The following is a 24,365-nucleotide window of genomic DNA, read 5'->3' as shown; positions in this document are numbered from 1 at the left end:
TTTCTTTGCGTCTGTTCCTCTTTTGGACGCATTGCGAAGTCTCCGACGATCGTTAATAGTGGTTAAATTGGGGCGGCTATGGATGGCGGGGGCGCTCCGAGAGTATCGCGTTGCACGGTCAATTCGATTTCGAGAATGCGGCGATTACGGGGATCTGACAATGAACGAGGGGACATTGGTTTCACGCGGAAGCGCGTGGAAACGCACAGGGATTCGGCTCGTCACGGATAGCGATGCGATCGTCGATCGGGTGACGCCCGAGTGCAATCCGGGAACTCTTGGATCCACTGGCGGTATCTGTCTTCTCACTCTCCTTTTCGCCAATGTTGCAACTCCCGCATGCGCTCAGACGAGCCTTATCCGGGACTCCGCGCCGATTACCATCCTGGCCCTCGTGGCGGTCGCGCTCGGCACGATGATGGTGTGTGCCGTCTATCTGATGAAATATCGCGCGGCGCTCACCCGCGAGAACGATAGGCTCCGCGCGGAGATCGCCGATCGGACCCAGGACGCAACCGAATTCCAGGCACTGCTCGGTGCAAGCGACCAGCGCCTGCTCGTCTATCGCGGCGCCGAGCGACCGAGGATTTTCGGTGAAATGCCGAAACAAGCCGGCTCACCAATTTCACCCGATCGCTTTCTGACTTTCACAGAATGGCTTCCCACCGAAGGCGCCGGTGATCTTGCGGTTGCGATCGAACAATTGCGCACCGATGCCACGCCTTTCGCGCTGTCGCTTGACACACGGTCGAACGAACTGATCGAGGTGACGGGGCGCACCCATGGGGGGCTCGCACTCGTCCGCTTCACGCATACGGCCGGCCTCAGAGCCAAGCTGAAGCGCGCGGGCAACGAGCTATCGGAAGCCCTTGGCACGATCGACACGATGCAGGCGCTGCTCGACACGGCGCCGCTGCCGGCATGGCTGCGCGACCGCGACGGAAAACTCTACTGGGTCAATCAAGCCTTCTCGAAAGCCGTCGATGCAAGTTCGCCGGACGAGGTCGTTGAGAAGGGAATCGAATTTCTCGCCGAAACCGATCGGCACGAAGTGGCGGACGCGGTCTCTCAATACGGCCTCTATGCGGGCAAACTCTCGACCGTGGTCGATGCTGACCGGCATATCTTCGACGTCACAGAGCTTGCCGGTCAGATCGGCACCGCCGGCCTTGCGATCGATGTTTCGGAAACCGAGAACATCCGCCGCGAACTGCGTCAGACGATCGATAGCCAGTCGGAAACGCTCGACAAGCTGGGCACCGCCGTGGCCCGCTTCGATCCGGACACACGCCTCGCCTATTACAATGCGGCCTTCAAGAGCCTTTTCGAGCTGACGGACGCATTCCTTCAGTCCGATCCCGATCACGTTGCGTTTCTCGACCATCTGCGCCACGCTGGCGTATTGCCGACAGAAATTGCGTTTCCGAGCCAGCGACGCAAGGAGGATCTCGCCGCCTACAGCGCCAAGGATCCGACCGAGACGATGTGGCACCTCTCTAATGGCCGGACGCTCCGCGTCGTCGCAACTCCCAACCCTCAAGGCGGCGCGACGTTCGTCTTCGAAGATATTACGGAACGGCTCAAGCTGGAGATGGAAATCAAGACCGTCGCGCAGCTTCAGCGTGAGACCATCGACTATCTCAGCGAAGGCGTCGCCGTGTTCGGCAGCGATGGACGGCTGCAGCTCTCCAACCCGACATTCGGCGAAATGTTCGAGCTGGACGAGACCTTCCTCAAGTCGAAGCCCCGCATCCAAACCTTCCAGGATGCAGCTCACATTCGCATATTGGACGGAACGACGGGCGCGCCCGGCTGGACCGGACTTGCGGTTCTCGTCACCTCGATCGACGAGAATGGCCGCAAGTCCGAGACCGGCGAAATCCATTTGTCGAGCGGCATGATCCTGACCTACAAGGCGGTGCCGCTTCCCAATGCGCAAACCATGCTGACATTCTCGGATGTCTCCGATGCGAGAGCCGCCGAACGGATGCTGCGTGAGAAGAACGAAGCATTGGAAGAAGCCAATCGCATCAAATACGACTTTGTTTCCTTCATGAGCTACGAACTGCGCTCACCGCTGACGACCGTGATCGGGTTTTCGCAGCTCCTCGCCGAGCCCGAACTCGGCACGCTCAACGAGCGCCAGACCGATTATCTGGAACACATCAATTCCTCGACACGCTCGCTGCTCGCAATGGTCAACGACACGCTGGACCTTGCCACCATTGACGCCGGCATCATGGAACTGGAGGTCTCGGCGGTCGACATCGCGGCCCGCGTGGAGAATGCAGTCGAAGGCGTTCAGGAGCGCCTGCACGAAAACCAGCTGAAGCTGAACGTCGATCTCACACAGAGTGGCGGCGTTATCGAAGCCGACGGAGCGCGACTAACCCAGATCCTCTACAATCTCCTGTCGAACGCGACGAACTTCGCGCCGCAAGGCTCGCAGATTGATCTGAAAGCATGGAAGTCGCCCGATACCGCCGAGGTCTGCTTCGCGGTCACGGATCGCGGGCCGGGCATTGCGGCCGATCAGGTCGAGCGCATCTTCGAGCGTTTCGAGACCAATGCAGAAGGCGGACGATCCTCCGGACCGGGACTCGGGCTCTCGATCGTGAAGAGCCTCGTCGAGCTGCATGGTGGTGCCATTCGGGTCGAAGCCCCAGAAGACGGGGGCACATGCGTTGTCTGCACACTTCCTGCAAAACAGGAAAAGCCGGACCCCAACAGCCCTGTGGGCAGTGATGCAACAGGGGCGGGCAAACCCGTCGACCGAAAGAAGTCCACCTATCGGGACGCCGCAGAATGAACCATATGATATCGCCGACCAAAGCTGGCGATATTGAATATGGCACTCTTCACATGGTGACCGAGGAACATGACACGGCGATGACCGCGCTTCAGACGATCAAGATCGTCGATCTTCCCGATGCGACCGCAACTGAACGCCTTGGCGAAGATATCAGTCTCGTTCTGAAGCCGGGCGATGTGGTTGCGCTGCTTGGCGATCTGGGGGCCGGAAAAACGACGTTGGCCCGTGCCGCCATCCGGGCAATCACCGGAGACGACGAGCAGGACGTTCCCTCGCCCACCTTTACGCTCGTGCAGAGCTATACCGGCAGACTTCCCGTTTCGCATTTGGATCTCTATCGTCTGGCCGATGCCTCCGAGATGGATGAACTCGGCCTCGATGAAGCGCTCGCGACCGGAGCGATCCTCGTCGAGTGGCCCCAGAAGGTCGACAGCGTCCTGGCGCGCGCCAATATCATCGTCGAGCTTCAAACAACCGAACCGGGTGGCCGCCGTGCTGCGATCGCCGCCTCAGGCGATGCGATTGCGCGGATCGAGCGAACCCTCGAAATTCGCGATTTCCTCTCCTCTTCCGGCATGGCCGGCAATCGCCGGAAATACTATATCGGCGATGCTTCGTCGCGCCGCTATGAGACCATCGACATCGAAGGTGGATCCCTTGTCCTGATGGACTCACCCAACCAGCCGGATGGACCGCCGATCCGCGATGGCCTGCCCTATAGCCGGCTCGTTCATCTGGCCGAGGATGTTCGTCCCTTCGTCGCGGTCGCCCGCGCTCTGGGTGAAGCCGGCTTCTGCGCACCGAGGATCCGCGAACAAAACCTCGATCGCGGCCTTTTGCTGACCAGCAATCTCGGCACCGGATCGCTTCTTCGGGCGGACCGAACCCCCGACCCCGAGCGCTATCGGGCAGCTGTCGAATGTCTGGCGCGGATGCACGAAATCGAATGGCGGTCCGATGTGCCGATCGAAGCAGACGAGGTCCATCATGTTGCACGGTTCGATGCCGACGCGATGATGACCGAGGCCAATCTCCTGATCGACTGGTACGTTCCCGAAGCACTCGGCCGCCAGCCGACGGACGACGAGAGGGACCGCTTCCACGAAGCTTGGTCGCTTGTGTTTCAGGAAATCGCCGATGCGGAGACAACCCTCGTGCTGCGCGACTTCCATTCACCCAACATCATCTGGCAGCCCGATGCGATCGGAACCGCGCGGATCGGCCTGATCGATTTTCAGGACGCGCTTATCGGCCCGACCGCATACGATGTCGCATCGCTTGCACAGGATGCGCGCGTCAACGTCCCTCCAGAGCTCGAAGCATCGCTGGTCTCGGCATATGTCGCGGCGCGGCGCGCAAGCGATCCGGACTTCAAACCGTTCCTCTTCGAACGCGATTATGCGGTGATGGCTGCTCAACGCGCGACGAAGGTTCTTGGAATTTTCGTGCGTCTCTCCATGCGCGATGGAAAACCGCAATACAGACGTCACATTCCGCACGTACGCGGCTATCTTGGACGCGCCCTGGACCATCCGACTCTGGCGGCCGTCAAATCGCTCTATGCCGATTGGGGCATCGTCGGAAACAACCTGACATCAAGACGCGCATGAACAACCGAACGACGACCCCTACCCTGACGAGGGCGGACAACCGCTTTCGACCGAAGACCGCCATGATGCTCTCGGCCGGTCTCGGCAAGAGGCTGCGGCCCATCACATCCACCGTCCCCAAACCCCTGGTCGAAGTGCGCGGCAAGGCGCTGATCGACTACGGCCTGGATGCGCTTGCGAGGGCCGGCGTCGAAAAGGTCGTCGTCAACGTCCACTACCTACCGGATCTGATGCGGGCCCATCTGCGCAGACGCAAGGACATGGAGATCGTCATCTCCGACGAAAGCGATCTGCTGCTCGATTCAGGCGGAGGGATCATGAAGGCCCTGCCCCATCTGGGCTCCGAACCCTTCTTCGTGCTCAATTCGGATACATTTTGGATTGAAAGCTACCGCGCCAATCTGGACATTCTCTCAGATCTCTGGCGTCCGGCCGATATGGATGTCAGCCTTCTGATCGCGGACATGGCCCAATCGACCGGCTATGACGGACGCGGCGATTTCGTGATGGATGCGACGGGACGGCTGGTTCGCCGCGAAGAGCGGGACATGTCGCCGTTCATCTACGCCGGCGCCGGCATCTTTACGCCGGAGATCTTCGAGGGCTATCAAGTCGAGCCCTTCTCGCTGAACCGGATCTTCGACGCGGCAATCGAAGCTGAACGGCTGAACGGCGTCCGCCTGAGCGGGCTGTGGCTGACGGTCGGTACGCCGCAAGCGATCAAAGAGGCTGAAATGGCCTATCTCTCAAGCGCCGCCTGAACCGTCAGATACGAGATACAGGTCCATCGCACGCGGCAGCGTTATTCAGCGGCCTCACGTTCGAGATCGCCGATGAAGCCGCCGGACTGCCGGTTCCAGAGCTGAGCATAGAGCCCGCCCCGCTGGATCAGATCCGCATGGCGCCCCTCCTCGACGATCCGGCCCTGATCGATGACGATCAGCCGGTCGAGCGAAGCGATGGTCGACAGACGGTGGGCGATGGCGATCACCGTCTTACCATCCATCATCTGGTTGAGATTATCCTGAATCGCTGCTTCGACCTCGGAATCGAGAGCGCTCGTCGCCTCGTCGAGAAGGAGGATCGGCGCATCCTTCAAAAGCACACGCGCGATCGCGATACGCTGGCGCTGGCCGCCCGACAGTTTGATTCCGCGCTCGCCGACCGTTGCCTGATAACCGGCGTTGCCCTTCGGATCGCGCAGGGTCGGAATGAACTCCGCCGCGTTGGCGCGCGCGGCCGCATCGAAAACCTCCTCGTCCGATGCATCGCTGCGCCCATAGGCGATGTTCTCACGGATAGAACGATGAAGCAGCGCGGTATCCTGCGTAACGACGCCGATGGCGGCGCGTAGCGACGACTGGGTCACTTCGGAAATCGCCTGTCCGTCGATGGTGATGCGACCGTCTTCCACATCGTAAAGCCGCAGGAGAAGGTTCACGAGAGTCGTCTTGCCGGCGCCCGAACGCCCGACAAGGCCAACCTTTTCACCCGGCTTGATATCGAGAGAGAAGTCCTCGATCACGCCTTCGCCCTTGCCATAGTGGAAGGTGATGTTCTCGAAGGCGACCGCCCCCTTCTCGACCTTGAGCGGCAACGCGTCCGGCTTGTCGATGAGATTTGGCAGCGGGCTGATGGTCGCCACGGCATCCTGGATCGTGCCGTAGTTCCGGACCAAACCATTGATGTTGAACATCATCCAGCCCGACATCTGGTTGAGCCGCAGAACGAGACCGAGGGCTGCTGCCACCCCGCCCGTCGATACCACCCCCGATTGCCAGCCCACGATCGCGACCCAGCCGACGCCGGTCATCATGAGCCCGTTCAGCACCGCAATCGCCGTACGGATCGTCGTCAGCGCCCTGCAAAGCCGGCGAACGGCATCGACATATTTCGCAAAGCCCTCCTTCACGAAGGCGTCTTCCTTGCGCGTCGCATCGAAAAGCTTCACCGAAAGGATGTTGGTGAAGCTGTCGACGACGCGGCCGGTCCAGACCGAATTTGCATTCGCCCGTTCGCGGCCGAGAATACGGATCTGCGGCAGGAGGTTGCGGATCATCCAGATGTAGCCGAGCGACCAGATCGCCAGCACCACCGACATTCGCCAGTCGATCGCGCCCAGGATCGAGATCGTCAACACGACGAAAGTGATGAAGGACCAGAAGGTTTGTAGGACCGTCGTGACGAAATCGCCCGTCGCTTGCCCCGCCTGCTGAACCTTCTGGGCAAGCCTGCCCGCGAAATCGTTCTGGAAGAAGGTGTAGCTCTGGTCGATGATCCGCCGATAGCTCTGCCAGCGAATGCGGTTGAAGAAGCTCGGCGCGATCATCTGCTCTTCAAGGACGGAAGCGGCAAAGAGAACCAGAGCCCGGCCGATCAACGTCACGAAGAGAAGGCCGGCGATCAGCCAGAAATGCTCGGCGATAAAGGTGGAAGGTGACGTCGTGTCCATGGCGTCGACAAGCCAGCCGACGCCGGTGAACATCACTGCTTCGACAAGGCCGGTCAGACCGCCGCAAACAAGAAGCCCGATCAGCGGCCATTTCGCCTGCTTGGCGAAATGCCAGATGAACCGGTTGGCATCGTTCGGCAGAGGATCGAGATGGCCGACGCGATTGAACCGCGCGTGTTCTTCGGCCTCGCCCTTGTCTTCGAACGGATCGAGAACGTTTTCGAAACGCTTTAGGAAACCGTCCATCATCATTGGGCTGCCCTCGCCTCTCTTGTCTCTGTCGGCTCGCCATCAATGAGGAACCCGCCGACTTGCCGATCCCAGAGCTGTGCGTAGAGACCGCCGGCCGCGACCAGCTCGCTATGGGTCCCTTCTTCGACGATCCGTCCCTCGTCGAGAACGATCAGCCGATCGAGCGCTGCGATGGTGGACAGGCGGTGGGCAACGGCGATGACGGTCTTGTTCTCCATGAGCCGGTAGAGATTGTCCGAGATCGCGGCCTCGACCTCGGAATCAAGCGCGCTGGTCGCCTCGTCGAGGAGGAGGATCGGCGCGTCCTTCAGCATAACGCGCGCGATCGCGATCCGCTGACGCTGGCCGCCGGACAATTTGACGCCCCTCTCGCCGACCTCGGCCTCAAGACCGCGCTGTCCCTTGTGGTCGACGAGCTCGGCGACGAAATCGGCGGCCCTGGCAGACTTCAGGGCTGCTTCGATCTCCGCCTCGGTTGCCTCCGGTTTTCCATAGAGGATGTTCTCGCGGATGGAGCGATGGAGCAGCGAGGTATCCTGCGTGACCATGCCGATGCGCTCGCGCAACTCGTCCTGTCCGGCCTCGGAGATATCGACGCCGTCGATGGTGATGCGGCCCTTTTCCACGTCATGGAAGCGCAGCAGGAGATTGAGGATGGTCGATTTGCCCGCGCCGGATCGGCCCACCAGACCAATCTTTTCACCGGGCCGGATGCGAAGTGAAAAGTCCTCCAGAACGCCGCCTTCCTTGCCATAATGGAAGGTGACCTTCTCGAAATTGATCTCGCCGCGCCGTACGTCGAGGGTGGCCGGCGCACGCTTGTCGACCACCTGATGAGGGCGTTTGAACGTCTCCATGCCGTCGCGGATCGTGCCGAGGTTCTCGAACAGCGAGGACACTTCCCACATGATCCAGTGGCTCATGCCCTGAACGCGCAGGACAATGCCGATTGCAGCGGCGATCGCGCCGGCCGTGACGAGGCCACCGGTCCAGTTGGCAACGCCCACTGCGCCCACGCCGAAGAGCAGGAGTGAATTCAGGAACTGCAAGACGACGATGAACTGCGTAATCAAACGCGATTGATCGTAGACCGGATTGAGGAAGATGCGCATCGACTGGCGGGCATAGTCCGCTTCGCGCCTTGTATGGGCGAAGAGCTTTACGGCCTCGATATTGGCATAGGCGTCGACGATGCGCCCCGTCATTTCCGCTCGCGCATCGGCCTGGCGCTGGGACACCCTGTCGAGCCGCGGAACGAAATAGGCCAACATTGCGACATAGAGAACGACGTAGCCGATGAAAGGCAGCGTCATGCGCCAGTCGGTCGATCCGACGACCACCAGAATGCCGGTCATGTAGACGACGATATAGAGGAAAACGTCGATCGCTTTGATGATGACCTCGCGCACCGCGAGCGCCGTCTGCATGAGTTTCTGCGAGACCCGGCCGGCGAATTCGTCCTGAAAGAACGAAACGGAATGACCGAGCAGCCAGCGATGCATCGTGTAGCGGAAGCGCATCGGCAGGTTGCCGAAAATCGCCTGAAAGCTGATGAAGCCGTCACACAGCATGATCGCCGGCATAACGACCAGAATAAGGACGCTGAGGCCCGCCAACTGCCATCCGTACTCCGCAAGGAAGGTCTCGCGATTGGCGCCCGCGAACCAGTCGATGAGGTCACCCAGAAAGGCGAACAGAGAGACTTCGATCGCGGAAAACGAGAAGGTGATGATGACGAGGACCGCCAGCAGGCGCCATGCCGGCCTGGCGAAATGCCAGATAAAGGCACCGACCGAATGGGTCGGCGGCGCCGAGACGGGCACTTCAGGAAACGGATTGAGGAGCCGTTCGAAACGAGCAAACATCGGGAAACCAAGGTGTGAGGCCGCATCGCATCGATGCGAGGCATGAGAAGCTTGAACTGAACGCTGCAGCGTTCTTACACGTCGAGCGTCGCGCTTCTGCGACTGTTCCGATATAGGCGCTCATCCCGGCGATCACACCGGCAGTTCCAGAACCTTCGACCGATGGCAATTTCACCAGGGAGCAACTCCGCCATGGCGATCTCGATCGCGCTCTATCAACCGGACATTGCCGGAAACACCGGGGCCGTGATGCGAACGGCAGCCTGCCTCGACCTCGGGATCGAGATCGTCGAACCAACGGGTTTCGAACTCTCCGACCGCTCGTTGAAGCGTGCGGGCATGGATTACCTCTCGCTCGCAAACCTCACAAAACATGCAGATTTCGACGCGTTCGAGCGCTGGCGAACCGAAAAGAACCGCCGCCTGGTCCTCCTGACGACAAAGGCCGACAGCGTGGTCTGGGATTTCGAATTTCGCGATGACGACGTCGTGATGTTCGGGCGTGAAACCGCTGGCGTTCCCGAAGAGGTTCACGCAGCGGCGGATGCGCGGCTGACGATCCCCATGCAGCCGGGCGCGCGCTCCATGAACCTGTCCGCATCGGTGGCGCTGGTCGCGGGCGAAGCAGTGCGCCAGCTACGTCATCGCTCGTGAAATGGATCAACGCATGAAGGAATGAGAGAACGACCCGCTGGTCACGAAAGTCCGGCGACACCCTCGATAACCATGGATCCAGGTCCCAATTAAGATCTGTCGCAACCGCACGAATCGATCCGATCATCGTTTCATTTGGCCGACGAACGACTCTAGGGTCCGTTGGTACAAAGCACCACATCGAACGACACGGGTAGGCTCTCAATGCTCAGGAACTTCACCGCCGAGGACGTAACCGATCAATCGGGCCGCACCTTTTTCGTCACCGGTGCCAATTCCGGCCTTGGACTCGAAACTGCGCGTGTTCTCGCAGGCAAGGGGGCTCGCGTTCTTCTTGGTTGCCGTTCTGAGGCCAAGGCGCAGTCTGCCATGGCCGAGATCCGCTTGACCCATCCGAACGCCGATCTCGCTTTCGTCCCGATCGATCTCGCCGATCTTGGCTCCATCCGCGGCGCAGCCGCAAAGTTGGCGTCCGAGGAAAAACTCGACGTCCTCGTTAATAATGCCGGCGTCATGGTGCCGCCGCTCGGGCACACAAAGGATGGCTTCGAGCTGCAGTTCGGCGTCAACCACCTCGGAGCCTTCGCGCTTACAGGGCTCCTCATAGACCAGTTGATCGAACGGCCCTATGCGCGGATCGTCCTCACCAGTTCGATTGCGCATCGAAAGGCAAAGATCGACTTCGACGATCTCAACGCCGAAAAGGGCTATAGTCGGCTGGAACGCTACCAAGCGAGCAAGCTCGCCAATCTTCTGCATATGTACGAACTGGACCGCCGGCTCCGGCGCGCAAAGGCCGAAGCCATCGCCGTCGCCTGCCATCCTGGTATCGCTGCAACCAATCTCATGCGCTTTCTCCCTGGTCCTGCGCAATATCTGATGCTGCCCGGCAAGCTGTTTCTCAACTCCGCGGCCGAAGGCGCATGGCCCACCCTCGCCGCCGCGACGTCGCCAAGGCTCGACGGGGGTGCCTATGTCGGCCCGAGCAAGCGCGGCGAGACCGCAGGTCCCGCGACACTTGCCAAATCGACCGATCGCGCGCGTGATCCAGATCTTGCAAAACGGCTCTGGGAAGTCTCGGAAGAGATGACCGGCGTTCGATATCCGTTGCAGGCCTCTTGAGCCTGCAGCCGACTTCGATTGCTGGAGGCCTGAACAAACGAAACCTGACAACAGTCTTCGGATTTTGGTCGCGCACGTCCCCTTGATTCTCTGGGCGTTGGTCTGCCATTCGAATCTGGATTCGTGCCGAGCGTCATAATCCGGCAGTTTCGCCTGGATTGGCAGCGACCTTCATTCAGACCTTTTTCCTTTCGGCAGATATCGCGCTCGCCGAAACTCTGCGTTCACCCGTAGGTCTTTATCTGGATAAAAGAACTCTTGTTTTATGCTGGACGCAGGATTACGACGCGCTCGAATTCGTTTCCGAACATGGGACAAGAACATGCTGAACAGGTGCCTGATCGCACTCACCGGCCTTGCGGTCATTGTTTGTACGCCAGCGCGGACCGAACCGACGTCCTACCCCCTGACGATCGAAAACTGCGGCCGCGAGGTCACCTTTGAGAAGGCGCCGGAGCGCGCCGTAGCCCTCGGCCAGAACAGCGCCGAGGTCATGTTCATGCTTGGTCTCGAAGACCGGATGGCCGCTACCGCCTTCTGGCCGAACAAGGTGCTGCCAGAACTTGAAGACGCCAACGACAAGGTCGAGGTTCTGACCGTCGAATTCCCGACGCTGGAATCGATCCTGTCTAAGCAGCCGGATTTCGTCGCCGCGATGCTCACCACGCTGCTAGGTCCCGATAGCAAGGTGGCCAAGCGCGAGGATTTCGAGAAATTCGAAATTCCCACCTATCTGTCGCCAAGCGCCTGCACTGTGGAAACCGACACGGATAATGCCAGCAACAGCGCCGCGACAAGCGTCTATGGCCTGCGAAAGAATCTGTGGTCGATGGATCTTCTCTACCAGGAGATCGAGGACCTTGCGCGCATCTTCGATGTCGCTGATCGCGGTGAGGCTCTGATTGCCGACCTGAAAGCCCGCGAAGCGGCGCTAAAAGCCGAATTTCCCAAACGCGATGACCTGACCTTCCTCTTCTGGTTCTCCAGCCCCTCGCCCGCCGACGACGCCTATCTGGCCGGGGGCAATGGCCCGTCGGGCTATATCGCCCATCTGCTTGGTGGCTCGAACGCGCTCAAGACCGAAGCGGAATGGCCGGCGCTCGGCTGGGAGGGCATCATGGCTTCGAACCCGACCGTCATCGTCGCTGCGCAGGTCGATCGCAAGCGCTGGGGCCTCGACGAGGCCAAGAACAAGATCGAGTTTCTGACGACCGATCCCACCGTGAGCCAGATGGAAGCGGTGAAGGCGGGGCGCATCGCCGTGATGAGCGGGGCCGCGACCAATCCGAGCATTCGCACCCTGTACGGTGCTGAGGAAGTGGCAAAGCAGCTCAAGACATTCGATCTTCCGTGACGACCCGCGCCCAGACCGGAAGCGGGGCCGGCTGGCTGGCCCTGTTTCTGGTGCTCTCACTTCTTTTGCTCGGCTTCGTGGTCGCCGTGGCGACCGCCATTGGCGATTATGCCATCAGCCTTCATACGGTGTTTCTTGCCGTCACGAACGGGCTTGATCTGACAAGCGCCGAGATCCCGCCAATCGAGCAAAGCGTCGTCTGGGACCTGCGCCTCAGCCGGGCGTTGGTGGCGGCACTCTCCGGGGCAGGTCTCGCCCTTTGCGGCGCGATCCTGCAGGCGCTCCTTCGCAATCCCCTTGCCGAGCCTTTCGTGCTCGGTGTGTCGGCGGGCGCGTCAACCGGCGCGGTCTGCGTCATCGTTCTGGGCATAGGCGGCGGAGGCCTTTCCCTCTCGATGGGTGCCTTTGCCGGTGCCTTCAGCGCTTTCGCGCTGGTCGCGCTTCTCTCCAACGGAGCGACGAGCGGCCCAAACCATACGATCCTCGCCGGCGTCGCGGCAGCGCAACTCTTCAATGCGCTCACCTCCTACATCGTAACCACCTCCGGCAATGCGCAGCAGGCGCGCGACGTCATGTTCTGGCTGCTCGGCAGCTTCGGCGGCGTGCGCTGGCCCGATTTTCATCTCCTGATCGTCGTCGTGGCGCTGGGGCTGGGTGTCTGCCTGTGGATGGCTCGGGCGCTCGATGCCTTCACCTTCGGCGACGAGGATGCGGCGGCGCTCGGCGTTCCCGTGGCGCGCATTCGTCTGGTCCTGTTCGCGCTGACCGCCATGATTACCGCGACGATCGTCAGCATGGTCGGGGCAATTGGCTTTGTCGGTCTCGTGGTGCCCCATGCGGCCCGCTATATCGTGGGGCCGATGCATCTGCGCTTGCTCCCCGCTTGCGCTGCCATCGGTGCCGTCTTCATGGTGCTGGCCGACATCGCATCGCGCGTCATCGTCAGCCAGCAGACAGTGCCAATCGGCGTGGTGACCGCCCTGGTCGGCGTGCCCTTCTTCGCCCTCATCCTTTATCGCTCACGGCCACAGACATGACGATCGATGCACGAAATCTCGTCTGGGGTGTTGGGCGCAAGACCATCGTCCGCGAAGTGTCTGTGTCGGTCGAGCGGGGCGAAACCCTCGGGCTGATCGGCCCGAACGGTTCGGGAAAGTCCTCGCTCCTGCGGCTGCTGGCGGGCCTGAAGCGACCCCGATCCGGTACGATCGAGATCGAGGGCCGGAACATTGCCGGCATGTCGCGCCGCGCGCTCGCCCGCCAGATAGCATTCGTGCATCAGAGTTCGGCAACAGACACGAATGTCTCAGTGCGCGACGTGGTGAAGCTCGGTCGCACCCCGCACCGGTCTGCTCTTTCCGGCTGGTCTGCCGCGGACGAGGAGGCGGTCACCAGCGCGCTGACCCGCGTCGACATGATGGGGCATCGGGCACAGGCCTGGCAGACGCTTTCCGGCGGCGAACGCCAGCGGGTCCATATCGCCCGGGCGCTTGCCCAATCGCCCAGCATTATGTTTCTCGACGAGCCGACCAACCATCTCGACATCCATCACCAGATCGAGATCCTGCGAATGGTGCGCGACCTCGACCTGACCAGTGTCGTGGCGCTGCACGACCTCAACCTCGCGGCCATGTTCTGCGACCGGATCGCCGTGATGCAGAACGGCAGTCTCGTCGAATGCGGTCCTCCAGCAACGGTGCTGAACGAAAGGCTCCTGAAGGACGTTTTTCGCATCGACGCGCATATTAGCGCCCTCGACAACACGTCCCGTCCGCATATCCGGTTTCTCAGCGAATGAGCTCATCAAGCGAAGACATTCGCAGCCCGTTGCCGAGCGAAGCCCTCGGCGTCGTGCTGCGCATCGGCTCCACCCTCGCCTTCGCCGGAATGGGCGTCTGCATCACGGCTCTCGGCCAGTCGGTGCCGCTTGGCCAGGTGGTCTTCTTTCGCTCCGCCGTCGCGCTGTTACCCCTCGTCCTCTTCTTGTAGTGGACGGGCGATTTTCCACGGGGTCTCGGGACAAAGCGTCCTTTTGGTCATATGGCGCGCTCGCTTCTTGGAGCGACGGCCATGTTCACGTCCTTTGCCACCATCCGCATGCTCCCGCTCGCGGAGGCGACACTCCTGTCCTACCTGTCTCCGGTCATGCTGGCACTTCTCGGCTGGCTTTTTCTACAAGAAAACCTGAACGCCAAGAGAATCAGCGGGATCGCCCTTGGCCTTTGCGGCGGGGCTGCCTTCGCCCTTCCGGCCCTGTCGGGAAACCTCCCTGAGGGATCGTCGCTAGGTCTCTTCATGGGGCTGGCGACGGCGCTTTTAACCGCCGGCGCGCTGATCCAGGTTCGGCGGCTATCGAAGGCGGGTGAAAAGGCCGGCGCGATCGCCCTCTGGTTCGCCGTCGTTTCCGCCGTTGCGGGGCTTGCGACCTTGCCATTCGGCTGGACGATGCCGACCCCGGCAGAGGCGATGCTCTTGGTCGGGGCAGGTCTCTTTGGCGGGATCGCGCATATCCTGATGACGCTCTCGTTCCGCCATGCAGACGCGGCAGCCCTCGCGCCGTTCGAATATCTCTCGATCCTCTGGGCTGCGCTTGCCGGTCTGCTCGTCTTCGCCGAAATGCCGAACGAATCCTTCCTGATTGCCACGCCGCTCATTATCGCCGGATCTCTCGTGGCCCTGCCGAGGGGCAGAAAGGCGCGGACATAGGCGAATATTGACCGCGCCCTGAGCGATCAATTCAGGGTTCGGCGGCCTTTCTGGGGTATGTCGAGCGAAAACGCCGGCACCTCGGCCATAAAGCGCGTGCCGTCACTGTCGAGCATTCCGTAATGGCCCTGCATGATGCCGGACGGAGTCGGAAGCGGGCAGCCGGACGTATAGGTGTAGCTGTCGCCAGGCGCGATCACCGGCTGATCTCCAACGACACCAGCCCCTGCCACTTCCTGCACGTTTCCCTTCTCATCTGTGATCCGCCAGTAGCGATCGATCAGCTGCACGGTCTTCTCGCCAAGGTTCTCGATCGAGACCGTGTAGGCCCAGACATAGCGGCTCTCTTCCGGCTCGGACTGTTCAGGCAGAAAGTTCGGGGTCACAGAGATGAGAATGTCGTCGGTTCGCAGCTGATACATCGGTTCGCTCGTTGGCAGCGAGATTTGGAGGCTGGTCGCTGAACTTCCGAGATAGGGGCTTTGCGCCATCTGGCGAGCATCTTCGTTCGCAGTTGCGGCATTCAGCGGGAAAACGACAATGACGTGGATGTGCTGCTGGGATAGGGTGCCACAGACATCACCCACCGGATCGCGCCTCCCGACATGTTCGATATCCGCTTGCGCAAACGAATTGATCCGCTCGTCGATCGCATCGCAAGCATGCTGGTCGCATCAGGCGTGACAGCGAACACGGTGACGCTCGTCGGACTTGCGATCGGTCTCGTCGCCGCCGGGCTCATTGCCTCGGAACACTACACTGCAGGCCTCGTCGTCGGCGCACTGTCCCGCCTCTGCGATGGCCTCGACGGAGCCGTCGCCCGGGCAACACGCAAGACCGATTTCGGCGGCATGCTCGATATCGTTCTCGATTTCGTCTTTTACGGTGCCATCCCGCTCGCCTTTGTTATCGCCGATCCCGATCGAAACGCCGTCGCTGGCGCGGTCCTGTTGCTCGCCTTCTATGCGAATGGCGGCAGCGTTCTGGCTTTCGCCCTGATGCTGGAAAAACAGGACAAGGCCGACGAGACCGCTCGGGGCGGAAAGGCGCTCGCCTTCACCGAAGGGCTCATGGAGGGAACGGAGACCTTCGTGTTCTTCGCCCTTTTTTGTCTGTTTCCCGGCGTCTTCCCGGTTCTCGCCTGGCTCTTCGCGAGCCTGACCGCCATCACCTTTCTCGCCCGGATCCTGCGCGCAAGGCGAACGCTCGATTGAGCCCGCTCTGACTTTAAGCGCCGCAAAAGCAACAACAATTGAGCGGAGCGTCTGGCGGCCGACCACTGGAAGCGAGCATCCCATGCGCCTGACCCTGCCGTGCCTTCTTCTGCTGCTCACCGTGCCGGGTTGGAGCCTTGCACAGGAGGTGGGCGACCCGGTGCCTCGCCCAGAGGCGAGGCCGGACGCAGCGACGAGCGAAGGCGGCGACGCGGTGGATGGGGCCGCTAAACCCGAAACGGTCAGCCCTGCATCCGTCAACGAGGCAAACAGCCGGAAGACCAACGATCCAGAAGCGGGTGAGCGAGAACCCGCATCCCCTGAAGGCGGCGCGCTACGCAAAGAAGGTGCTGACGCGGAGCCGACAGCGGCCCCTTCTTCGATCGGGACGGAGCAGCCCAACCAGCCGGACGCTGAGCAGAAGTCGATATCTGCAAAGGCCGATGCCGTGCCGCTGCCGGAAGCACGCCCGGATAATGGCGAAGCGCCTGAAGACGCTGCGTCCTCATCCACCGACGCCTCTCCGTCGAAAACGGCGCCGCAAGATGATTCCTTGCCCAGTCCATCTCGAACCAAGCTCAAATCGGTAACGCCAGCCACCGCCGTGCGCGCAGCCGGTGCGCTCCTTGCCTCCGAGGAATGCGAAGCCCGGCTTGAAAAGCTCGGTGTGATATTCGCAACAGGCAAGTCGATCAACACTGGAAGCTGCGGCGTACTTCGGCCTGTCTCGGTTACAAGACTCTCCAATGGCATTGCCGTGAGGTCCGAGACGCAGATGTGGTGCCCGGTCGCCGACGCTTTGGAGCGCTGGGTGACATCGGCGGTCGAGCCCGCCGCGAAGACCTATTTTCCGGACCGGACCCTGACCGGATTGGCGCGTGTCTCAACCTATGTCTGCCGCAATCGCGGCTCAGGAGAAAAGATCTCCGAACATGCTCGCGGCGCCGCGATCGATATCGGCGCCTTCGTATTCGAGGATACCGAGGTTCCGGTTTCGAACGCAGATCCGCAGTCACCGGAAGGCAAGTTTCTTCAAGAGGTCAGGGAAGCAGCTTGTGGTCCTTTCACCACGGTTCTGGGACCGGGGACGGACGCGGACCACGCAAGCCACTTCCACTTCGATCTCGCTGCCCGCTCCAACGGTCCGTATTGCCGCTGAAGCGTCAAACCGAAAAACAGTGCCGATTCCGGTTCGACGCAATAACGATGGCTGAGAACTTCAGGCCTCTATGCGCCGCAGCTCACCGGAAGAGATTGGTTTCCGCCAGTTCGAGGATTTCGTCGCCTCGTCCCGACATGATCGCGCGCAAGGTATAGAGGCTGAAGCCCTTGGCCTGTGCGGCCTGGATCTTCGGCGGCATCGAGAGTTCGTGCCGCGCCACCGAAACGTCGACCAGGGCCGGACCATCGTATGAATATGCCTCGCGGAGCGTATTCTTCAGATCGTCCGAATTCTCGACGCGCCAGCCGCCGATGCCGCAGGACTTTGCGAGCTGCGCGAAATCGGGACTGTCGAGCGCCACGTTCGTCGGCAGATAGCCAGCGCCCTTCATCTCCATCTCGACGAAGCCGAGGGAGCCGTTGTTGAAGACGACCATCTTGATCGGCAGCTTCATCTGCTTTGCCGTCAGAATGTCGCCGAGAAGCATGGTCAGTCCGCCATCGCCCGAAAGAGAGATGACCTGACGATCCGGATAAGCACCCTGGGCGCCGAGGGCCTGCGGCATCGCGTTGGCCATGGACCCGTGCGAGAAGGAGCCGACCAGCCGCCGCTTGCCGTTCATCTTGAGATAGCGTGCAGCCCAGACGGCAGGCGTCCCGACATCTGCCGTGAAAATGGCGTCCTCTGCGGCCAGTTCATCGACGATTCGTGCCACATATTGCGGATGAAGCGGCTTGCCGGCCTTGCGTGGCTCGGCGAGCTCGTCGAGACCCTGCCGCGCGCTCTTGTAGTGCTGAATCGCCGTCTTGAGAAAGGCATCGGATCGCCCTTCGCGGATTTTGGGCAGCAGCTGGTCGATCGTCGCCTTCACATCGCCGTGGATCGCCTGGTGAAGATTGGCCCGCCGCCCAAGCGCCGACGGATCGCGATCGACCTGAATCACTTTCGCCTTCTTGGGAAGGAAGTTGCGATAAGGGAAGTCCGTCCCGAGCATGACGAGCGTGTCGCATTCCATCATGGCGTGATAGCCAGAGGAAAAGCCGATCAATCCGGTCATGCCGACATCGAAGGGATTCTCCCATTCGATATGTTCCTTGCCGCGATAGGCGTGGACCGTCGGGCTGTTGAGCCGTTCCGCCAGTGCGACGACCTCATCATGAGCGCCGGCGCAGCCCGCGCCGCACAGAAGCGTGACCGCCTCGGATCCGTCGAGGGTCTCCGCAAGGCGATCGATTTCCTGAACAGGCGGCGTCACCGCAGGTCGCGCCAGCGGCGCAATCGTGGACTTTACGCCCTCCTCGACCTCCTGCAGGGACACGTCGCCCGGAATGACGAGAACCGCCACGCCCTGCCGACCGATCGCGGTGCGGATCGCACGATGAAGAATTTCGGGCATCTGCTTGGCGTTCGAGACGAGTTCGACGAAATCCGAGCACTCCTTGAAGAGCTCTGTCGGATGCGTCTCCTGGAAATAGTTGAGACCGATCTCGCTGGACGGAATATGGCTCGCGATCGCCAGCACGGGGACATGATTGCGCTGACAGTCGAACAGACCGTTGATCAGGTGAAGATTGCCCGGCCCGCAGGAGCCAGCACAGACAGCAAGTTCCCCGGTCACCGCCGCTTCGGCACCCGCTGCGAAGGCTGCGACCTCTTCATGCCGGACATGCATCCACTTTATGGACTTCTGCTTCTCCAGACTTGCCGCGATGCCATTCAGGCTGTCGCCCGTCACGCCCCAGATGCGGCTCACACCGCAATCTGCGAGCGTTTCGGTCAAAAGATCAGCGATTGTCTTGGCCATGCCGAAACCCTTCCGTCATTCAGCGCGTTGCAACGCCATTCTGCTAACCCCCAAGATTTAGCGCGAAAGCCGCTCGGCAAGACGTGAATGACAGCAATGTGCGCGCGGCATGGTCCATCGTCGACGAAACACCGAGCGAGCCCCCTTCGTTGGACAGGAACGAAGGACATCGCCGGCAATGCAGGGCTTCAGAACTGCCAGACCATCTTGTCATCACATCAGAATCAGCATGAAGATGCCTGCTGCTGGACCGCGCAGAAAGGCGCTTCAAAGCCTTTCGAACACCGCATTTGAACCCATGCAAGAATCAATGAAGATCAGGTTAACGCGCCCGATCAAGAGCGATGAATTGAGTGCATAGGACCTATGCATTCTTCGCGATGGCGTGGGCGAGATCGGACGAATAGATGCGCGTTTAGAAGGCAGCTAGCTGCTCATTCGGCAAGCACACAGCTAGGGAAAACGGCAATGTGGTTCAATCATAAGACGGTCATCTTCGGTGGCTTTAACGCCACTGCCCAGAAAAAGGCAAATGCGAGCAATCGCGCTCGCGAAACCCGCGATCTCGACAAAAATCAGCTTGCCGATATCGGGATGGACGCAAACGCGGCGGAGTCGCGTCTGACGGCCGCCATGAGCAAGTTGATCCACGAAACCCGTTTCACCGGATATCGTGGCGAAGTAGTCGCCTGAGATCGTTAGTTTTCGGGCCCTTGAAAGAAAGTTTCATCGGCCCGGAATTTTCCTGTCATAGGGGGTTCACATTCGCTGAGTCCTCGCATAGATAGGGTTCACCGAACGCAGCGAAGAAGACGCGGTTCGGAATTGGCGCGGGGTGGAGCAGTCCGGTAGCTCGTCAGGCTCATAACCTGAAGGTCAGAGGTTCAAATCCTCTCCCCGCAACCAACCTTCCAAGATATTATCAAGAATTAAGCCGTTCAGGCCGACCGCACGTCGGCCAGATTTGTTTTGAGGCGGCTTCGATGCCGCGATCAACGGCTTTGCGGTAACCGCAATTTCTATCTCACCCAGATAAACATCTTTGTCCCGGCCATCGCCGCCGACAGCTTTGTGCGGCCATCGACGCTCAATAGAGTGTTTTGCGATAGCGCGCCTCGACATCGGATTGATCCACGCTTTCGACCTCGACACGTGCATGGTCCCGGATCATCTCGTTCAAAGTCGCGACCGGCCTGGAAGGCGGCCAGGTCTCAGGGCACCAGAGGCCTGCCCTCATGGGCGCCTTTCCGCAGTGAATGAAAATCTCGTCGGCGGTAATCCGAAGCACGGTCTTGGGCGTACGCCCGCCCACGCTGAAGCGTTCGCATAATTCTGGGTCGTCGAGGATCTCGGCATTTCCGTTGACGCGCAGCGTCTCGCTGACCGTTGGAATCAGGAGGCAAACGGCGACCTTCGGGTGAGCCAGAATGTTCAGGAGACCGTCGATGCGGTTGTTGCCTGGACGATCGGGAATCAGCATCGTCGTATCCGATTCGATTTCGACGAAACCGGCCGGATCGCCTTTGGGCGATGCATCGAGATTCGTTCCGTCCGAGGTTGCGAGCACCAGAAACGATGCTTGTTCGACAAAACGTCGACAATGCGCGTCGAATTCCGTGATGACCTTGGCCGCCGCGCGCGGGGATATCTCGCCATAGATCTCGCGAAGCTTGTCCGGGGTCATGTCTGTCCCTTTTCAATTGTTTGCATTCCGCCATTTCGGACGAACATCAAAACACGCGCCCAAAAGCATGGATAGAAATCCATCAGGCCGGTTCAGCTCCGCCTTTTCGTCAGAGTGCGGGTGCACCAACTCAAACGCGGATATCGACGAAGATCGCACGGTGATCGGAGGCAGCGCCTGCCCGCGCGTCGGTTCCGCGAGCAACCACCTGAACATCGCCTGTCATATAGAACCTGTCGAGGGGAGCGATCGGAACGCGCTCGGGCCAGGTTCTCGGCGCAAAACCTTGCGGCAATCGGCGCGACAGTGTCGAATGCACCCATCCCTTGGGAAGCCACTCGTTGAGATCGCCCCCGAGAACGGTCGGCATATCCGGTCTTGTTTCGATATGTTCGACGATCGCCCGGGCTTGTTTCAGCCGCGTCGTGGGCAAAAGTGCAAAATGCGTTCCGACGACGCGCAACCTCCGATCCCCGAGATCGATCTCAGCGATAATCGCCTTCCGATTTTCGATGTCCGGTCCCGGCAGATCCAGAACCTTTAAATTAGAAAGCGGAAATCGCGACCAGAGAAGATTGCCCACATCGTCGCTCGGCCAATCAGCCGTCCGCGCTTCTGCCAAATGGCAGGATCTTTCATCGCTTACCCGCGGAAGCCGCTTCCAGAGCCCATCGGTGAAAAATTCGAACGCATTCGCCGCACGCCCGAACATGGTCCGACCGTCCACTTCCTGAAGGATCAGGATGTCCGGCGCCATCCGCTCGATCTCGCCCATCGTCCGCTCTGGATCGGGACGGCGTCGACGGCCGATCGCACCATGAATGTTCCAGGAGACGATACGGATCGTGTCGGCCGGGCGATCAGGCGGGCTCATGCGCCGCAGCCTGCGCCCAGCCGTCAGCTGCATCGAGTTCGTTCCGCATGCGCGTCACGGTAAGCGTTGCATCGGGCTCGCAATTGTCGCGCGTCAGAAGCTCGCCGCGCTTCACCGGCTTCAGCACTTTCGAATGCTCGGCAAGGCCCAGCGGCAAGGCGCGCTTTTCACGCCCGTGCTCCCAGGTCATGGAGAAGCCGCGATACTGCGTCTCGCCGATCTTGCCGAGGGTTTCGCCCGCTTCCAGATCGCGCTTTGCGACCGCGCCGCATTCCGCAACCGGTCTGTCGACCGGGACCATGTCAGGCTCGCCGCGCATGACCGCGCGAATGGCCGATAATGGCGTTTCCAGACTGGTCAGATGAAACGGCCGGATCAGCCCGAAGCACGGTCCCGGCCCGACCTTGAGATCAGCCATGCGCTCGATGGCGCGCGGATGACGCGGCTTGACGATGCAGAAGACACCCGGCGCAACGCCCTTTCCGATCGTGTAATCGACGCAGCCTGCCTTGGAGAGAAGGCCGCCGTCCTCCTTCGTTGCCAGAACCTGACCCAGCGTGTCGGCAGTCGCTTCCGGTCCATGCATGCCGGGAACATCCGGCACGAGCCCCGTGCAATTGGCGATCGCGGTCATCTCGACCATGGTTTTCGAACCATCGATGAATTCGACCAGCATGCGCGCGTTCATGTCCCGCTCGCGCGCTTCTTCCTCGTATTCCTCGGGCACGGCGTCGTGGCGAAGCGGATTGTTCTTGCCCTTGCCTGCGGCGATCACATCCATTCCGAGGGTCTGGGCAAAGGAGATGAGCTCCAGCGTCGACGCGGGCTCGTCACCGGCCGAGCCGGTGTAGACGACACCGGCTTGCCTCGCTTTTCGCGCAAGCATTCGCCCGACGGTGATATCCGCCTCAACGTTCAGCATGACGATATGCTTGCCGTTTCGGATCGCAGCCAGCGCCAGCCGGGTGCCGATTTCCGGGCTACCGGTTGCATCGACGATCACGTCGACGCGCCCCGCCGCACAGAGGCTCTCGATATCGCTGGTGACCGCGATCTTTCCGCGCTCGATCGCCGCGTCGATTGCGTCCGGTGTCGCTGCTGTTACGCCATGCCCCTCATCGAAGCCGGCAATCGCGATGGCCTCCATTGGCCGCTTCGGAGAGTTTGCCGCGATGGCTCCGACCCGGCAGCCGACCATCAGCGCGGTCTGGACGACGATATCGGTTCCCATCTGCCCGGCGCCGGCAAGACCGATCGTAATCGGGCCGTTCGCATCGGCATAGGCGGCAAGTTCGGCAGCAAATCCGACCCGATCAATCATGAATTTCGTCTCTCAACTTTCATCTCGCACTTGGCGAAGCGGGTCTCTCTCGCCGGTCATTTCGCCTGCTCGTTTGTCATATCGCCATCAGGACCCGGCTGCACCGGCATCGCCTCGAGAGCGACACGATCGCCGCGCCCCGAACCGAAGACAGTGGCGAGGATGAGCTTCAGATCCTCACCGAAGGTCCGTTCGCGTGCATAGGCGCCGTCGATTTCGGCAAGACGCTCCGGTTCCGACATGTCGATACCCGCCACCTGGGCCCGGCCTGTGATACCCGGACGTACATCGAAGGCGCCGTTCTTTTCGCGGGCCGTGACCAGCAAGGTCTGCATGGGCAGGCAGGGACGCGGCCCAACGAGGCTCATCTCACCCTTTAGAACATTCCAGAGCTGCGGAAGTTCATCGAGCTTGTAGCGGCGGAGCTTCGCACCAAGCGGGGTGACGAAGGTTGCGGGCGTATCGTGCGAGGCACCCGCCGGTGTTTCCCGCTTCATCGTCCTCAACTTGTAGCAAAGGAACGGCTTGCCCCGATAGCCGACGCGGGTCTGGCGAAACAGGCCATCGCCTTCGCTTTCACGCTTGATCAGAAAAACCAGCAACGCGATCAGCCAGCCAGTGAAGAGGAGCCCCGCCGCGCTGGCGACAATATCGAATAAGCGTTTCATCATGGCCCTGCTAGCATGGCTGGGATCGGTTTGCATGTGGATTTCAGTACGCCGACAATCGGACTGGCGACCATGTACCCCGAGGAGGCGCCGGCCCCCAATTAGTCTTGCCTGCTTCCCGTCTCTTCAAAAGACAAAGCCATGGAAGTCGCATCGAACCGGGCCGTCCCCGCGTTGCGGCAATTCCGCTCGATTGCGCGCCAATGATTGGAAAGTATCCAAAAATTAAGCCTCCTGAACTGGAGCACGCGCGTATCGAAGACCAAATGGACACCTGAACAGGATAAAATTCGGCGCTGCTGCGCGGCAAGATCGCGCGTCTCAATGAAAACTTGAGTTGAAAACACTATGGTCAGATCTGCAGGCAACGGCAATTCAGAGCGCCAGGCGCGCCTCCAGCGCGAACTTCGCGCCAATCTGAAGCGGCGCAAGGAACAGGCGAAAGCGCGGCGCGATCGCTCGACATTGATCCAGGACAAAGCGCCCGCCCCCGAACCAGGCGATGAAGGCGGCGACAGTGCCGAGACGGAACGTGGCTGAGCGTCTTTGTGTCGGGTCGATCGGTTCAAAGAGCTGAAAGCAGAGCGTCCGCAAGGACTGGACTTCGCAGCATCTGGCGCTGCCGGCGTTGTGGACTTGGAAAGGGTGCGGCCTAGAACCGTTCCAGAGTAAGGAGTTTTGCATGATCGATTACGCTCGCCATTTTTCGCAAGCGATCGAGGCCCTTCACGCCGAAAAGCGCTACCGGGTGTTTGCCGATCTGGAACGGATCGCGGGCCGCTTTCCGCAGGCGATCTGGCGTAACGAGGGT

22 protein-coding genes and 1 tRNA gene are annotated in these 24,365 nt (G+C 60.8%); 15 read left to right on the top strand and 8 right to left on the bottom strand.

The window, feature by feature from the left end; translation table 11 throughout:
* The first annotated feature begins 160 nt into the window (after positions 1-160).
* Genes ABDX79_RS17505 through ABDX79_RS17495 form a run of 3 tightly spaced genes read left to right on the top strand, consistent with a single transcriptional unit; the run spans position 161 to position 5,183 of the window.
* Positions 161-2,809: a sensor histidine kinase gene (locus ABDX79_RS17505; RefSeq protein WP_346221598.1), complete on the top strand. Its 2,649-nt coding sequence runs from the start codon at positions 161-163 to the stop codon at positions 2,807-2,809.
* Entirely contained in the window at positions 2,806-4,422 is a 1,617-nt protein-coding gene (gene tsaE / locus ABDX79_RS17500; RefSeq protein ID WP_346221597.1) for a tRNA (adenosine(37)-N6)-threonylcarbamoyltransferase complex ATPase subunit type 1 TsaE, read from the top strand. The genes ABDX79_RS17505 and tsaE overlap by 4 nt, the downstream gene beginning before the upstream one ends.
* Positions 4,419-5,183: a nucleotidyltransferase family protein gene (locus tag ABDX79_RS17495; RefSeq protein ID WP_346221596.1), complete on the top strand. Its 765-nt coding sequence runs from the start codon at positions 4,419-4,421 to the stop codon at positions 5,181-5,183. Before tsaE ends, ABDX79_RS17495 begins: the two co-directional genes overlap by 4 nt.
* Positions 5,184-5,224: 41 nt before the next feature.
* Here ABDX79_RS17495 and ABDX79_RS17490 read toward each other — a convergent pair whose 3' ends face one another.
* Positions 5,225-7,126: an ABC transporter ATP-binding protein gene (locus ABDX79_RS17490; protein WP_346221595.1), complete on the bottom strand. Its 1,902-nt coding sequence runs from the start codon at positions 7,124-7,126 to the stop codon at positions 5,225-5,227.
* Positions 7,123-8,991 carry an ABC transporter ATP-binding protein gene (locus ABDX79_RS17485; protein WP_346221594.1) on the bottom strand — a complete coding sequence of 623 codons (1,869 nt, stop codon included), beginning with the start codon at positions 8,989-8,991 and terminating at the stop codon, positions 7,123-7,125. The genes ABDX79_RS17490 and ABDX79_RS17485 overlap by 4 nt, the downstream gene beginning before the upstream one ends.
* A gap of 192 nt (positions 8,992-9,183) precedes the next feature.
* Here ABDX79_RS17485 and ABDX79_RS17480 point away from each other — a divergent pair, with 192 nt between their 5' ends.
* The 7 genes from ABDX79_RS17480 (at position 9,184) to ABDX79_RS17450 (ending at position 14,827) form a co-directional block, all read left to right on the top strand.
* Entirely contained in the window at positions 9,184-9,645 is a 462-nt protein-coding gene (locus ABDX79_RS17480) for a tRNA (cytidine(34)-2'-O)-methyltransferase (protein WP_346221593.1), read from the top strand.
* A gap of 204 nt (positions 9,646-9,849) precedes the next feature.
* The gene (locus ABDX79_RS17475; RefSeq protein WP_346221592.1) at positions 9,850-10,767 is read left to right on the top strand and encodes an oxidoreductase; all 918 of its coding nucleotides are present in this window, start codon (positions 9,850-9,852) and stop codon (positions 10,765-10,767) included.
* A 322-nt stretch (positions 10,768-11,089) separates the two neighbouring features.
* Positions 11,090-12,121, top strand: a complete 1,032-nt coding sequence (locus ABDX79_RS17470) for an ABC transporter substrate-binding protein (protein ID WP_346221591.1) — start codon at positions 11,090-11,092, stop codon at positions 12,119-12,121.
* Positions 12,118-13,158: a FecCD family ABC transporter permease gene (locus ABDX79_RS17465; protein ID WP_346221590.1), complete on the top strand. Its 1,041-nt coding sequence runs from the start codon at positions 12,118-12,120 to the stop codon at positions 13,156-13,158. Before ABDX79_RS17470 ends, ABDX79_RS17465 begins: the two co-directional genes overlap by 4 nt.
* Complete coding sequence (locus tag ABDX79_RS17460) at positions 13,155-13,919, top strand: ABC transporter ATP-binding protein (protein ID WP_346221589.1); 765 nt, start codon at positions 13,155-13,157, stop codon at positions 13,917-13,919. Before ABDX79_RS17465 ends, ABDX79_RS17460 begins: the two co-directional genes overlap by 4 nt.
* On the top strand, positions 13,916-14,110 hold the full coding sequence (locus ABDX79_RS17455; RefSeq protein WP_346221588.1) for a hypothetical protein: 195 nt from the start codon (positions 13,916-13,918) through the stop codon (positions 14,108-14,110). Before ABDX79_RS17460 ends, ABDX79_RS17455 begins: the two co-directional genes overlap by 4 nt.
* Positions 14,111-14,161: 51 nt before the next feature.
* Positions 14,162-14,827, top strand: a complete 666-nt coding sequence (locus ABDX79_RS17450) for a DMT family transporter (protein WP_463671196.1) — start codon at positions 14,162-14,164, stop codon at positions 14,825-14,827.
* Between the two features lie 26 nt (positions 14,828-14,853).
* Here ABDX79_RS17450 and apaG read toward each other — a convergent pair whose 3' ends face one another.
* Positions 14,854-15,249, bottom strand: coding sequence for a Co2+/Mg2+ efflux protein ApaG (gene apaG / locus ABDX79_RS17445; protein WP_346221640.1), 396 nt, complete (start codon positions 15,247-15,249; stop codon positions 14,854-14,856).
* A 183-nt stretch (positions 15,250-15,432) separates the two neighbouring features.
* On the opposite strand from apaG, the gene ABDX79_RS17440 reads away from it, so the two are divergent.
* Positions 15,433-16,041: a CDP-alcohol phosphatidyltransferase family protein gene (locus ABDX79_RS17440; RefSeq protein WP_346221586.1), complete on the top strand. Its 609-nt coding sequence runs from the start codon at positions 15,433-15,435 to the stop codon at positions 16,039-16,041.
* Positions 16,042-16,123: 82 nt separating this feature from the next.
* Positions 16,124-17,200: an extensin-like domain-containing protein gene (locus tag ABDX79_RS17435; RefSeq protein ID WP_346221585.1), complete on the top strand. Its 1,077-nt coding sequence runs from the start codon at positions 16,124-16,126 to the stop codon at positions 17,198-17,200.
* Between the two features lie 82 nt (positions 17,201-17,282).
* Here ABDX79_RS17435 and poxB read toward each other — a convergent pair whose 3' ends face one another.
* Positions 17,283-19,007 carry a ubiquinone-dependent pyruvate dehydrogenase gene (gene poxB / locus ABDX79_RS17430; protein ID WP_346221584.1) on the bottom strand — a complete coding sequence of 575 codons (1,725 nt, stop codon included), beginning with the start codon at positions 19,005-19,007 and terminating at the stop codon, positions 17,283-17,285.
* Positions 19,008-19,475: 468 nt separating this feature from the next.
* On the opposite strand from poxB, the gene ABDX79_RS17425 reads away from it, so the two are divergent.
* Complete coding sequence (locus tag ABDX79_RS17425; protein ID WP_346221583.1) at positions 19,476-19,700, top strand: hypothetical protein; 225 nt, start codon at positions 19,476-19,478, stop codon at positions 19,698-19,700.
* Between the two features lie 136 nt (positions 19,701-19,836).
* Positions 19,837-19,913 (top strand) — tRNA-Met (locus tag ABDX79_RS17420).
* A 181-nt stretch (positions 19,914-20,094) separates the two neighbouring features.
* On the opposite strand, the gene ABDX79_RS17415 is transcribed toward ABDX79_RS17420, so the two are convergent.
* From ABDX79_RS17415 to ABDX79_RS17400, 4 genes are all read right to left on the bottom strand, one after another.
* The gene (locus ABDX79_RS17415; RefSeq protein ID WP_346221582.1) at positions 20,095-20,691 is read right to left on the bottom strand and encodes a pyridoxamine 5'-phosphate oxidase family protein; all 597 of its coding nucleotides are present in this window, start codon (positions 20,689-20,691) and stop codon (positions 20,095-20,097) included.
* 130 nt (positions 20,692-20,821) lie between these two features.
* Positions 20,822-21,565, bottom strand: coding sequence for an endonuclease/exonuclease/phosphatase family protein (locus tag ABDX79_RS17410; RefSeq protein ID WP_346221581.1), 744 nt, complete (start codon positions 21,563-21,565; stop codon positions 20,822-20,824).
* Positions 21,552-22,886, bottom strand: a complete 1,335-nt coding sequence (locus ABDX79_RS17405; RefSeq protein WP_346221580.1) for an NAD(P)H-dependent oxidoreductase — start codon at positions 22,884-22,886, stop codon at positions 21,552-21,554. The genes ABDX79_RS17410 and ABDX79_RS17405 overlap by 14 nt, the downstream gene beginning before the upstream one ends.
* Before the next feature lie 56 nt (positions 22,887-22,942).
* Entirely contained in the window at positions 22,943-23,557 is a 615-nt protein-coding gene (locus ABDX79_RS17400) for a sugar transferase (RefSeq protein ID WP_346221579.1), read from the bottom strand.
* 345 nt (positions 23,558-23,902) lie between these two features.
* On the opposite strand from ABDX79_RS17400, the gene ABDX79_RS17395 reads away from it, so the two are divergent.
* On the top strand, positions 23,903-24,094 hold the full coding sequence (locus ABDX79_RS17395) for a hypothetical protein (protein ID WP_346221578.1): 192 nt from the start codon (positions 23,903-23,905) through the stop codon (positions 24,092-24,094).
* Positions 24,095-24,365: the final 271 nt, after the last annotated feature.

This window comes from Fulvimarina fulva, from assembly GCF_039652615.1.
Classification (GTDB): Bacteria; Pseudomonadota; Alphaproteobacteria; order Rhizobiales; family Rhizobiaceae; genus Fulvimarina.
The sequence above is the reverse complement of the archived record's forward strand: the minus strand, read 5'-3'. Positions and strand labels throughout refer to the sequence as shown.

Excerpts from the sequence above, each read along its gene's own strand:
- ABDX79_RS17475 (WP_346221592.1), top strand. The coding sequence starts at position 9,850 with ATGCTCAGGAACTTCACCGCCGAGGACGTAACCGATCAATCGGGCCGC.
- ABDX79_RS17425 (WP_346221583.1), top strand. The coding sequence starts at position 19,476 with ATGTGGTTCAATCATAAGACGGTCATCTTCGGTGGCTTTAACGCCACT.
- ABDX79_RS17400 (WP_346221579.1), bottom strand. The coding sequence starts at position 23,557 with ATGATGAAACGCTTATTCGATATTGTCGCCAGCGCGGCGGGGCTCCTC.
- ABDX79_RS17435 (WP_346221585.1), top strand. The coding sequence starts at position 16,124 with ATGCGCCTGACCCTGCCGTGCCTTCTTCTGCTGCTCACCGTGCCGGGT.
- ABDX79_RS17440 (WP_346221586.1), top strand. The coding sequence starts at position 15,433 with ATGTTCGATATCCGCTTGCGCAAACGAATTGATCCGCTCGTCGATCGC.
- ABDX79_RS17505 (WP_346221598.1), top strand. The coding sequence starts at position 161 with ATGAACGAGGGGACATTGGTTTCACGCGGAAGCGCGTGGAAACGCACA.
- ABDX79_RS17415 (WP_346221582.1), bottom strand. The coding sequence starts at position 20,691 with ATGACCCCGGACAAGCTTCGCGAGATCTATGGCGAGATATCCCCGCGC.
- ABDX79_RS17405 (WP_346221580.1), bottom strand. The coding sequence starts at position 22,886 with ATGATTGATCGGGTCGGATTTGCTGCCGAACTTGCCGCCTATGCCGAT.
- ABDX79_RS17410 (WP_346221581.1), bottom strand. The coding sequence starts at position 21,565 with ATGAGCCCGCCTGATCGCCCGGCCGACACGATCCGTATCGTCTCCTGG.
- ABDX79_RS17470 (WP_346221591.1), top strand. The coding sequence starts at position 11,090 with ATGCTGAACAGGTGCCTGATCGCACTCACCGGCCTTGCGGTCATTGTT.
- ABDX79_RS17395 (WP_346221578.1), top strand. The coding sequence starts at position 23,903 with ATGGTCAGATCTGCAGGCAACGGCAATTCAGAGCGCCAGGCGCGCCTC.
- ABDX79_RS17455 (WP_346221588.1), top strand. The coding sequence starts at position 13,916 with ATGAGCTCATCAAGCGAAGACATTCGCAGCCCGTTGCCGAGCGAAGCC.
- ABDX79_RS17460 (WP_346221589.1), top strand. The coding sequence starts at position 13,155 with ATGACGATCGATGCACGAAATCTCGTCTGGGGTGTTGGGCGCAAGACC.
- ABDX79_RS17480 (WP_346221593.1), top strand. The coding sequence starts at position 9,184 with ATGGCGATCTCGATCGCGCTCTATCAACCGGACATTGCCGGAAACACC.
- ABDX79_RS17450 (WP_463671196.1), top strand. The coding sequence starts at position 14,162 with ATGGCGCGCTCGCTTCTTGGAGCGACGGCCATGTTCACGTCCTTTGCC.
- apaG (WP_346221640.1), bottom strand. The coding sequence starts at position 15,249 with ATGTATCAGCTGCGAACCGACGACATTCTCATCTCTGTGACCCCGAAC.
- ABDX79_RS17495 (WP_346221596.1), top strand. The coding sequence starts at position 4,419 with ATGAACAACCGAACGACGACCCCTACCCTGACGAGGGCGGACAACCGC.
- ABDX79_RS17485 (WP_346221594.1), bottom strand. The coding sequence starts at position 8,991 with ATGTTTGCTCGTTTCGAACGGCTCCTCAATCCGTTTCCTGAAGTGCCC.
- poxB (WP_346221584.1), bottom strand. The coding sequence starts at position 19,007 with ATGGCCAAGACAATCGCTGATCTTTTGACCGAAACGCTCGCAGATTGC.
- ABDX79_RS17490 (WP_346221595.1), bottom strand. The coding sequence starts at position 7,126 with ATGATGATGGACGGTTTCCTAAAGCGTTTCGAAAACGTTCTCGATCCG.
- tsaE (WP_346221597.1), top strand. The coding sequence starts at position 2,806 with ATGAACCATATGATATCGCCGACCAAAGCTGGCGATATTGAATATGGC.